Genomic DNA, 10,787 nt, shown 5'->3' on the forward strand with positions numbered 1-10,787 from the left:
CAGCCCGCCCCCCCTCAGCATCGACGAATCCGGCCTAGGCGCGCTGGAGGCGGGCACGGGTTCCGGCCGCCGCAAGTTCGGCCTGAACCTGTTCTGGCGCACCTTCTTCATGCTGGCCCTGCTGCTGATCGGCAGCACGGTGGCCTGGCTGCAGACCTTCCGCGCGCTGGAGTACGAGCCGCGCGCCATCCAGACCGCGCAGCAGATCGCCTCGCTGGTCAACCTCAGCCGCGCTGCCCTGGTCTACTCCGACGCGATCGCGCGGGTCTCGCTGATCAAGGCCCTGGCGGACCAGGAGGGCGTGCGCATCCTGCCGCGCGAGCCCGGCGACAAGTACGAGCGCTTCGACAAGAGCGCGCTGGACGAGCGCATCACCGAGGAGCTGGCGGCCCGCCTGGGGCCGGGCACGGTGGTGGCCAGCAGCGTCAACGGCGAGCCCGGCCTGTGGATTGGCTTCGTGATCGACAACGACGCCTACTGGCTGCTGACCGACCCCTCGCGCGTGACCCCGCTGGGCAGCAAGACCTGGCTGGTCTGGCTGCTGACGGCCGCGGCGCTCTCGCTGGCTGGCGCCGCCGTGATCGCGCGCCTGATCAACCGGCCGCTCAAGCAGCTGTCGTTCGCGGCCAGCCGGCTGCGCGACGGCGACTTCGTGGCCAGCCGCCTCGACGAGAAAGTGGTGACCAGCGAGATCCGCGAGGTCAACATCGGCTTCAACCGCATGGCCGAGCAGCTGGCCAAGATCGAGCAGGACCGGGCCGTGATGCTGGCCGGCATCTCGCACGACCTGCGCACGCCCCTGGCGCGCCTGCGCCTGGAGACCGAGCTCAGCGTGGCCGACCCCGACGCGCGCGACCACATGGCCGCCGACATCGCCCAGCTCGACGCCATCATCGACAAGTTCCTCGACTACGCGCGGCCCGACCATGTGGACCTCAAGCCCGTGGTGCTGGCCGATGTGGTCGAGGGCTGCGTCTACCCGTTCCGCGACACCGACGACATGCGCGTCAAGGTCGAGGTGCCGCACGAGCTGCGCATCATGGCCGACGAGGTCGAGCTCGGCCGCGTGCTCTCCAACCTGCTCGAAAACGCCCGGCGCTACGGCAAGGGCGTGGACACCGGCGTGGCGCTGGTGGAAATCACGGCCAAATCGCGCGAGTCCTGGGTGCTGATCAAGGTGCGCGACCATGGCCAGGGCGTGGCGCCCGAGGCGCTGCAGAACCTGACCCAGCCCTTCTTCCGCGGCGATGCGGCCCGCACCTCGGCCACCGGCGCCGGCCTGGGCCTGTCCATCGTCGACAAGACGATTCAGCGCATGGGCGGCAGCTTCACCCTGGCCAACAGCCCGAGCGGCGGCCTGGCCGCCCACATCAAGCTGAAGCTGGCGCCCTGAACAGGATCACCACGGCGCGCGCCTCCATGGCCAGGCCCTGGCCCACGGGGCCCAGCTTTTCCGCAGTCTTGGCCTTCACGTTGACCTGGCCCACTTCCAGCCCCAGGGCGCGCGCGATGGCCTCGCGCATGGCCGGGATGTGCGGCGCGAGCCTGGGCGCCTGCGCGACCACCGTGCTGTCCACGTTGCCGATCTCGTAGCCCTGGGCGCGCACGCGGCGCGCGGCCTCGGCCAGCAGCCGGGCCGAGTCGGCGCCGCGAAAGCGCGCGTCGGTGTCGGGGAAATGGCTGCCGATATCGCCCAGGGCGGCGGCGCCCAGCAGGGCGTCGGTGATGGCGTGCAGCAGCACGTCGGCGTCGGAATGACCGAGCAGGCCCGTCTCGTGCGGGATGGTCACGCCACCGATGACCAGCGGGCGGCCCGGCACCAGGGCGTGCACGTCCCAGCCTTCTCCGATGCGAAATGGAATGCTCATGCGTTGCGGCTCCTCAGCACGGCCTCCGCCAGGGCGAAGTCCTCGGGGTAGGTGACCTTGAAATTCTGCGCGCTGCCGGGCACCAGCAGCGGGCGCTGGCCGGCCGCCTCGATGGCGCTGGCCTCGTCGGTGACGCCGGCGAAGCCGCCGGGCGCCGCCGCAGCCAGCGCCCCGCGCAGCGCGGCTATGCGGAACATCTGCGGCGTCTGCGCCAGCCATTTGTCGGCGCGCTCCAGCGTCGCCGCCACGCGGCCCGCATCGGCCAGCTTCAGCGTGTCCGCCAGCGGCAGGGCCAGCAGGCCGCCGACCGCGTCGCCCAGGCAGGCGTCGATCAAGGCCTCGATCTGCGCCGGCGTGACCAGGCAGCGCGCGGCGTCGTGCACCAGCACCCAGTCCTGCGCCCCTGCGCCGCCGGCCAGCAGCGCGCCCAGGCCGTTGAACACGCTCTCGGCGCGGCTCGCGCCGCCGCAATCGGCTATGGCAACGCCGGGTGCGCCGGGGCCCAGGAAGGCGTCGCCCGGCGCCACCACGACCAGGCAGTGCGCAATGCGCGGCGCGGCGGCAAAAGCGGCGAGCGTGTGGCGCACCATGGGCTGGCCAGCCACCGGCTGGTACTGCTTGGGCACCGGCGCGCCCGCGCGCGAGCCGCTGCCCGCACAGGGGATGAGGGCGAAGCAGCGCGGCGCGGCGCCGCCTTGGGGGGATGGGGAGATGGAATCGCTCATGACAGGCGTCCCATTCTAAAATCCACGGCAGCGCACCCCCCGCCTGCCCGGCCGGGGGGTGCGCGCCATTTGCACCTTCCATGCACCTACCCAAACTCACCCCCGGCCAGCGCTTCACCCTGCCCAGGCCCGCCGGCTCGGCCGACGCCCTGCTGCTGGCGCGGCTGGCCGCGCGCGAACGCGCGGCCGGCCGGCTCACGGCCATCGTCACGGCCGACGCCGGCGACGCCCAGCGCCTGATCGACGAGATCGCCTTCTTCGCGCCCGAGCTGCGCTGCGCGCTGTTCCCGGACTGGGAGACCCTGCCCTACGACAGCTTCTCGCCGCACCAGGACCTGATCAGCGAGCGCCTGGCCACGCTGTGGCGCATCTCGCAGCAGGACAAGGAAGACGGCGCCGACGTGGTGCTGGTGCCGGCCACCACGGCGCTCTACCGCCTGGCGCCGCCGGCCTTCCTGGCCGGCTACACCTTCCATTTCAAGGTCAAGCAGAAGCTCGACGAAGCCCGGCTCAAGGCCCAGCTCACGCTGGCCGGCTACAGCCACGTGACCCAGGTGGTCAGCCCCGGCGAGTACGCGGTGCGCGGCGGCCTGATCGACCTGTTCCCCATGGGTTCGCCCGTACCCTTGCGCGTCGACCTGTTCGACGACGAGATCGACTCGATCCGCACCTTCGACCCGGACAGCCAGCGCAGCCTCTACCCCGTGCCCGAGGTGCGCCTGCTGCCCGGCCGCGAGTTCCCCATGGACGAGGCCGCGCGCGCCAAGTTCCGCAGCCGCTGGCGCGAGCTGCTGGAAGGCGACCCGACCAAGAGCCGCATCTACAAGGACATGGGCAACGGCGTCGCCACGGCCGGCATCGAGTACTACCTGCCGCTGTTCTTCGACGAGACGGCCACCGTGTTCGACTACCTCGGCGAGGCCGCCGCCCTGGTGCTGCACGGCGAGCTGGAGCCGGCTTTCCAGCGCTTCTGGCAGGACACCCGCGACCGCTACCGCCTGGTGCAGGGTGACCCCGAGCGCCCGGCCCTGCCGCCCGAGGCCCTGTTCCTCTCGGCCGAGCAGTTCTACGCGCGCGCCAAGGCGCACGCGCAGCTGGCGATACGCCCGGGCATAGAGGACGTGGCCGACAACGCCCAGTTCCAGAAGCTAGCCGACCTGTCCGTGCTGCGCGGCGCCGAGGAGCCGCTGGCGCGGCTGCAGGCGCATATCCGCGGCACCGCCCAGCGCGTGCTGCTGCTGGCCGAGAGCGCGGGCCGGCGCGAGAGCCTGCTGGACTTCCTGCGCGCCGGCGGCGTGCAGCCGCCGGCCTTCGATGCGCTGGCCGAGTTCCAGGCCAGCGAGGAGAAGCTGGGCATCGCCACGGCCGCGCTCACCGTGGGCTTCTCGTGGGTAGAGGACGGCATAGATTTCGTCACCGAGACCGAGCTGTTCGCCGCCGGCCCGACCACGCGCCGGCGCAAGAAGCAGGAGCAGGTCAGCGACGTCGAGGCGCTGATCAAGGACCTGTCCGAGCTCAACGTCGGCGACCCGGTGGTGCACAACGCGCACGGCATAGGCCGCTACCGGGGCCTGGTGAACATGGCCCTGGGCGAGAAGAACCCCGACGGCTCGCCCGCGCTGCAGGAGTTCCTGCACCTCGAGTACGCCGACAAGGCCACGCTCTACGTGCCGGTCAGCCAGCTGCAGCTGATCAGCCGCTACACCGGCGTCAGCGCCGACGAGGCGCCGCTGCACAAGCTCGGCAGCGGCCAGTGGGAGAAGGCCAGGCGCAAGGCCGCCGAGCAGGTGCGCGACAGCGCGGCCGAGCTGCTCAACATCTACGCCCGGCGCGCCGCGCGCGAAGGCCATGCGTTCAGGTACTCGCCGCAGGACTACGAGCAGTTCGCCAACGACTTCGGCTTCGAGGAGACGGCCGACCAGAACGCCGCCATCCATGCCGTGATCCAGGACATGATCAGCCCGCGCCCCATGGACCGCCTGGTCTGCGGCGACGTGGGCTTCGGCAAGACCGAGGTGGCGCTGCGCGCGGCCTTCGTCGCCGTCACCGGCGGCAAGCAGGTGGCCTTTCTCGCGCCCACCACGCTGCTGGCCGAGCAGCATTACCAGACCCTGGTCGACCGCTTCGCCAAATGGCCGATCAAGGTGGCCGAGGTCTCGCGCTTCCGATCCGGCAAGGAAATCACGGCCGCGCTCAAGGGGCTGTCCGACGGCAGCGTGGACATCGTGGTCGGCACGCACAAGCTGCTCAGCGAATCGACCCATTTCAAGAACCTGGGCCTGCTCATCATCGACGAGGAACACCGCTTCGGCGTGCGCCACAAGGAGCAAATGAAGCAGCTGCGCGCCGAGGTGGACGTGCTCACGCTGACCGCCACGCCGATCCCGCGCACCTTGGGCATGGCGCTCGAAGGCCTGCGCGACCTCAGCGTGATCGCCACCGCGCCGCAGCGGCGCCTGGCGATCAAGACCTTCGTGCGCAGCGAGAACAACGGCGTGATCCGCGAGGCCGTGCTGCGCGAGCTCAAGCGCGGCGGCCAGGTCTACTTCCTGCACAACGAGGTCGAGACCATAGAGAACCGGCGCCAGAAACTCGAGGAGATCCTGCCCGAGGCACGCATCGCCGTGGCCCACGGCCAGATGCCCGAGCGCGAGCTCGAGCGCGTGATGCGCGACTTCGTGGCCCAGCGCTACAACCTGCTGCTGTGCTCGACCATCATCGAGACCGGCATCGACGTGCCCAGCGCCAACACCATCGTGATGTCGCGCGCCGACAAGTTCGGCCTGGCCCAGCTGCACCAGCTGCGCGGCCGCGTGGGCCGCAGCCACCACCAGGCCTATGCCTACCTGATGGTGCCCGACATCGAAGGCTTGACCAAGCAGGCCCAGCAGCGGCTGGACGCGATCCAGCAGATGGAGGAGCTGGGCTCGGGCTTCTATCTCGCCATGCACGACCTCGAGATCCGCGGCGCCGGCGAGGTGCTGGGCGAGAGCCAGAGCGGCAACATGCTGGAGGTGGGCTTCCAGCTCTACAACGAGATGCTGGCCGAGGCCGTGCGCTGCCTCAAGGCCGGCAAGGAGCCGGACCTGCTCAGCCCCCTCTCGGTCACCACCGACATCAACCTGCACGCCCCCGCCCTGCTGCCCAACGACTACTGCGGCGACGTGCACCTGCGCCTGTCCTTCTACAAGAAGCTGGCCACGGCCAGGACCTCGGACCAGATCGACGCGCTGCTCGAGGAGATCGTCGACCGCTTCGGCAAGCTGCCCGCCCAGGCCCAGACCCTGATCGACGTGCACCGCCTGCGCGTGCTGAGCCAGCCCTACGGCGTGGCCAAGGTCGACGCGGCGCCCGGCGTGATCAACATCACCTTCCGGCCCAAGCCGCCGATCGACCCGATGCGCATCATCGAGCTGATCCAGAAGAACCGCCACATCAAGCTGGCCGGCAACGAGAAGCTGCGCATAGAACGCGAGCTGCCCGACCCCAAGGCCCGAGCCCAGATGGTGCGCGACGTGCTGCGCTCGCTGGGCCAGCCGCAGAAACTCGAAACCGCCTGATTTCCCTCCAGACTGACATGACCCAAGCCACCGAATTCGCCCCCGGCCTCGTGATCCAGGGCATCACGCCGCCGCTGAAGCTCAATGACTTCAAGCTCATCGCCTTCGACATGGACTCCACGCTGATCAACATCGAGTGCGTGGACGAGATCGCCGAAGCCGTGGGCCGCAAGGACGACGTCGCGGCCATCACCGAGGCCGCGATGCGCGGCGAGATCGCCGACTTCAAGGCAAGCCTGCGCAGCCGCGTGGCCCTGCTGGCCGGCGTGACCGTGGACGACATGGCCGCCGTCTACCAGCAGCGGCTGCGCCTGAATCCCGGCGCGGCCGAGCTCGTCGCCGCCTGCAAGGCCGCCGGCATGAAGGTGCTGCTGGTCTCGGGCGGCTTCACCTTCTTCACCGACCGCCTGCGCGAGCTGCTGGCCATCGACTACACGCGCTCCAACGTGCTCGAGATCAGGGACGGCGTGCTGACCGGACGCCTGGTCGACCAGCCCTGGGGCGACATCTGCGACGGTGCCGAGAAGCGCAGGATGCTGCTCGAGACCTGCGAGCAACTGGGCATCTCAGCCAAGCAGGCCATCGCCATGGGCGACGGCGCGAACGACCTGCCGATGATGGGCGAGGCCGGCCTGTCCGTGGCCTACCACGCCAAGCCCAAGGTGCGCGAGCAGGCCATGGTGGCGATCAACGCCGGCGGGCTGGATCGCCTGCTCGAGCTGCTGAAGTAGCGGCAGTGGCGCCGTGGGCCGCGGCCTGGCGGCGCAGCGGCGCGAGCAGCTCGCCCAGGCCGTTGTGGTCGATCTCGTGCATCAGCGCCAGCAGCCGGCCGATCTCGCCGGGCGGAAAGCCCTCGCGCGCGAACCAGTTGAGGTAGTTGCCCGGCAGGTCGGCGATCAGCCGGCCCTTGTACTTGCCGTAGGGCATCTCGCGCGTGACCAGCTTCTGCAGTTGCTCGGCATCCATCCGAACTACCCTCCGGCGCGCTTGACGCTGTGGCCCTGCGCCTTGAGCGCCTCGATCACGCGCTCGCAATGGTCGCCCTGCACCTCGATCACGCCGTCCTTGACGGTGCCGCCCGAGCCGCAGGCCGCCTTGAGCTGCTTGCCCAGCGCCGCCAACGCCGCCGCGTCCAGCGCCAGGCCCCGCACCAGCGTGACGGCCTTGCCGCCGCGGCCCTTGGTCTCGCGCGAGACGCGCACCCTGCCGTCGCCGGCCGGCGCGTCCTGGCGCTGCCGGCACAGGCATTGCGCCAGCGGCTGGCGGCAGGCCGGGCACATGCGCCCGCCCTCCGTCGAGTAAACCAGCCCGCCTTCCGCTGCGCGCCTCATGGCCGCTCAGCCCGCCCGCGCGCCTCGAGCGGGTAGGACGGATCGGTATAGCCCGGCGTCGAGGGGTGGCCAGGGCTGACCAGCGCGTCGACCAGGGCCTCGTCCTCCGGTGTGAGGGCATAGTCCAGCGCGGGCAGGTAGTCCTGCCACTGCGCCAGGGTGCGCGGGCCGGCGATCACCGCGCTGAGCGCGCGGTGAGCCAGCACCCAGGCCGTGGCGAACTGCGCCAGCGTGATGCCGCGCACTTCGGCATGCGCCTTGAGCTGCTGCGCGATCTGCAGCGATTCCTCGCGGAACTCGGTTTCCACCATGCGCTTGTCGGCCCGGCCGGCGCGCGTGCCCTCGGCCGGTGCCTGGCCGGGCAGGTACTTGCCGGTCAGCACGCCGCGCGCGATCGGGCTGTAGGAGGTCACGCCGATGCCGTAGTGCCGGCAGGCCGGCAGGATCTCGACCTCGGGCATGCGGTTGAGCAGGTTGTAGTAGGGTTGGCAGACCACCGGCCCCGGCATGCCGAGCTGGCCCGCCACGCGCATGATTTCCGCGATGCGCCAGCCGCGGAAGTTGGACAGGCCCCAGTAGCGGATCTTGCCGTCGCGCAGCATGGCGTCGAGCGCACGCAGCGGCTCCTCCAGGTCCATGCCGTCGTAGTCGCGGTGCAGGTAGAGGATGTCCACATGGTCGGTGCCGAGGCGCTGCAGGCTGGCCTCGAGCTCGCGCAGCATCCAGCTGCGCGAGTAATGGCCTTCGTTCACGCGCGCCGACATCCTGTTGCCCAGCTTGGTGGCCAGCACCCAGTCGTGGCGCTGGCCCTGCAGGATCGCGCCCAGCAGGGTCTCGGCCCCGCCCTTGCTGTACATGTCGGCCGTGTCGATGTAGTTGACGCCGCGCTCGCGCGCATCGGCCACGATGGCAGCGGCCTCCTCGGGCCCGGTCTGGTCGCCGAACATCATGGTGCCCAGGCACAGGGCCGAGACTTGCAGGTTGCTCTTGCCGAGCGGGCGGTATTGCATGGGGGGCTCCGGGATCCTGGGAGTGGGCAGGCCCAGATGGTACCGCGCGTGCAGCGGCCGGCCCGCCGCTAAAAGCGCTACATTTGCCAGTCCTTCCGCGCCACCGCGTCCTGATGCCTCCCCGATGAAACTGGCCCTCGCCCAGATAACAAACCTCCTTGCCCGCCTCCGCAGCGACCTGCCGCCGGTCAGCCGGCGCGGCCTGGCGCGGGTCCTGCTCGCCGTGCCGGCCCTGTTCCTGCTCTACGCGCTGGTACTGATTCCCTTCACCCCGGGCATCAGCGACATCCGCAAGGCCAAGTCCGAGCAGCCGGCCCAGGTGCTCTCGGCCGACGGCAAGCTGCTTGCCGAGTTCAAGCGTGCCAACCGCGAGTGGGTCAGTCTGTCCGAGATCTCGCCGCAGGTGGTGGCCGCGCTGATCGCCACCGAGGACCACCGCTTCTACCAGCACTGGGGGCTGGACTGGCGGCGCACCGCCTCGGCCGCGCTCAAGACCCTGTCGGGCGATCGCCAGGGCGGCTCCACCATCACGCAGCAGCTCGCGCGCAACCTCTACCCGGAGGAGATCGGCCGCGCGCCCACGCTGACGCGCAAGATCAAGGAGGCCATCACGGCGTTCAAGATCGAGGCGCTCTACACCAAGGACGAAATCCTCGAGACCTACCTCAACACCGTGCCCTTTCTCTACAACGCCTACGGCATAGAGATGGCGGCGCGCACCTATTTCGACAAATCGGCCAGAAGGCTGGACCTGCTGGAAAGCGCCACCCTGATCGGCATGCTCAAGGGCACGAGCTACTACAACCCGGTGCTCAACCCCGAGCGGGCGCTGCAGCGCCGCAACACGGTGCTCGCGCAGATGGTCAAGCGCCAGCGGCTGGAGCCGGCGCGCTACGAGGCCCTGAAAGGACGGCCGCTGCGCCTGGACTTCGAGCGCCAGAGCGAGCCCCCCGGGCCGGCGCCGCATTTCGCCCAGCAGCTGCGCAAGTGGCTGATCGCCTGGGCCGACCGCAACGACTACAACGTCTACGCCGACGGCCTGGTGCTGCGCACCACCATCGATTCGCGCCTGCAGGCCTGGGCCAACCAGGCCGTGGCGCGCCAGGGCCGGCTGCTGCAGTCCATCGCCGACGCCGCCTGGGCGCCCGGCGGCGGCTGGAGCCTGCGCCAGCCCCTGGTCCAGGCCCTGGTACGCGAGACCCCCGAATACCGCGCGGCGCGCGAAGCCGGGCAAACCCACGAGCAGGCCCTGAAGAAGCTGCAGGCCGATGGGGCCTTCCTGCGCACCCTGCGCGAGCAGAAGACGCGCATACAGGCCGGCTTCCTGGCGCTGGACCCGCAAAGCGGCCAGGTGCGCGCCTGGGTCGGCAGCCGCGACTTCGAGCAGGACGCCTTCGACCATGTGCAGCAGGCGCGGCGCCAGCCGGGCTCGACCTTCAAGCCCTTCGTCTACGGTGCCGCCTTCCTGCAGGGCGCCAGCCCCGACGACAGCTTCGTCGACCAGGCGGTGGAGATGACGCTCAGCGGCGGCGAGGTCTGGCGCCCCGCCGACGACCAGCCGCCCAGCGGGCGCGAGATGAGCCTGCGCGACGCCTTGGTCTATTCCAAGAACACCATCACCGCCCAGCTCATGCAGACCGTGGGCGCGGCCGAGGTCGCGCGCCTGGCGCGCGCCATGGGCGTGCGCGAAAGCCGGCTCGAGCTCGTGCCCTCGCTCGCGCTGGGCACCAGCCCGGTGACGCTCAAGGAAATGGTCTCGGCCTACGGCACCCTGGCCAACGGCGGCGCCCATATCGAGCCCGTGATGGTGAGCCGTATCGAGGACCGCCAGGGCCGCGTGCTGGCCAGCTTCAGCGCCGACCCGCCCGAGGCCGTGCTGCCCCAGCGCGTGGCCTACACCTTGGTCGACGTGCTGCGCGGCGTGGTCGAGCGCGGCACCGGCGCTGCCATACGCGGCCGCTACGGCCTGCACGCCGACCTGGCCGGCAAGACCGGCACCACGCAGGACTATGCCGACGGCTGGTTCATCCTCATGCACCCGCAGCTGGTGGCCGGCGCCTGGGTCGGCTTCAACGACAGCCGCATCACGCTGCGCAGCGACTACTGGGGCCAGGGCGCGCACAGCGCCCTGCCCATCGTGGGCGAGTTCTTCCAGCAGGCCCTGCGCTCGCGCGCGGTCGACCCGCAGGTCCGCTTCTCCGCGCCCGACGAGACCGGCATCTTCACGCGCCTGTGGCGCTCGCTCAAGGGTGGCTGGGACAGGCTGTTCGCGTCCGAGCCGGAGCCCCGGCGC

The 10,787-nt window shown here is 70.5% G+C and carries 9 protein-coding genes; 4 read left to right on the top strand and 5 right to left on the bottom strand.

The window, feature by feature from the left end; all coding sequences use genetic code 11:
• Nucleotides 1-109 precede the first annotated feature (109 nt).
• Nucleotides 110-1,393, top strand: coding sequence for a sensor histidine kinase family protein (locus FFS10_RS21715; RefSeq protein WP_137896689.1), 1,284 nt, complete (start codon nucleotides 110-112; stop codon nucleotides 1,391-1,393).
• On the opposite strand, the gene ispF is transcribed toward FFS10_RS21715, so the two are convergent.
• Nucleotides 1,371-1,862, bottom strand: coding sequence for a 2-C-methyl-D-erythritol 2,4-cyclodiphosphate synthase (ispF, locus tag FFS10_RS21720; RefSeq protein WP_137896688.1), 492 nt, complete (start codon nucleotides 1,860-1,862; stop codon nucleotides 1,371-1,373). The two genes, FFS10_RS21715 and ispF, sit on opposite strands and share 23 nt — an antisense overlap.
• Nucleotides 1,863-1,864: 2 nt before the next feature.
• Nucleotides 1,865-2,593 carry a 2-C-methyl-D-erythritol 4-phosphate cytidylyltransferase gene (gene ispD, locus FFS10_RS21725; protein ID WP_137896681.1) on the bottom strand — a complete coding sequence of 243 codons (729 nt, stop codon included), beginning with the start codon at nucleotides 2,591-2,593 and terminating at the stop codon, nucleotides 1,865-1,867.
• 80 nt (nucleotides 2,594-2,673) lie between these two features.
• Between ispD and mfd the strand changes: the two genes are divergently transcribed.
• Together mfd and serB are read left to right on the top strand one after the other, a co-directional pair.
• On the top strand, nucleotides 2,674-6,153 hold the full coding sequence (gene mfd / locus FFS10_RS21730; RefSeq protein WP_137896682.1) for a transcription-repair coupling factor: 3,480 nt from the start codon (nucleotides 2,674-2,676) through the stop codon (nucleotides 6,151-6,153).
• A 17-nt stretch (nucleotides 6,154-6,170) separates the two neighbouring features.
• Complete coding sequence (gene serB, locus FFS10_RS21735; protein WP_137896683.1) at nucleotides 6,171-6,884, top strand: phosphoserine phosphatase SerB; 714 nt, start codon at nucleotides 6,171-6,173, stop codon at nucleotides 6,882-6,884.
• Here serB and FFS10_RS21740 read toward each other — a convergent pair.
• Genes FFS10_RS21740 through FFS10_RS21750 form a run of 3 tightly spaced genes read right to left on the bottom strand, consistent with a single transcriptional unit; the run spans nucleotide 6,841 to nucleotide 8,494 of the window.
• Complete coding sequence (locus tag FFS10_RS21740; RefSeq protein ID WP_137896684.1) at nucleotides 6,841-7,119, bottom strand: DUF3820 family protein; 279 nt, start codon at nucleotides 7,117-7,119, stop codon at nucleotides 6,841-6,843. The genes serB and FFS10_RS21740 overlap by 44 nt on opposite strands.
• A 5-nt stretch (nucleotides 7,120-7,124) precedes the next feature.
• Complete coding sequence (locus tag FFS10_RS21745) at nucleotides 7,125-7,484, bottom strand: translation initiation factor Sui1 (RefSeq protein WP_137896685.1); 360 nt, start codon at nucleotides 7,482-7,484, stop codon at nucleotides 7,125-7,127.
• The gene (locus tag FFS10_RS21750; RefSeq protein ID WP_137896686.1) at nucleotides 7,481-8,494 is read right to left on the bottom strand and encodes an aldo/keto reductase; all 1,014 of its coding nucleotides are present in this window, start codon (nucleotides 8,492-8,494) and stop codon (nucleotides 7,481-7,483) included. The genes FFS10_RS21745 and FFS10_RS21750 overlap by 4 nt, the downstream gene beginning before the upstream one ends.
• Before the next feature lie 124 nt (nucleotides 8,495-8,618).
• Between FFS10_RS21750 and FFS10_RS21755 the strand changes: the two genes are divergently transcribed.
• On the top strand, nucleotides 8,619-10,787 hold a 2,169-nt coding region (locus FFS10_RS21755; protein WP_137896687.1), incomplete at its 3' end, for a penicillin-binding protein 1A.

The sequence above is a fragment of the Ramlibacter sp. 2FC genome (assembly GCF_005503345.1).
Taxonomy (GTDB): domain Bacteria; phylum Pseudomonadota; class Gammaproteobacteria; order Burkholderiales; family Burkholderiaceae_C; genus SCMQ01.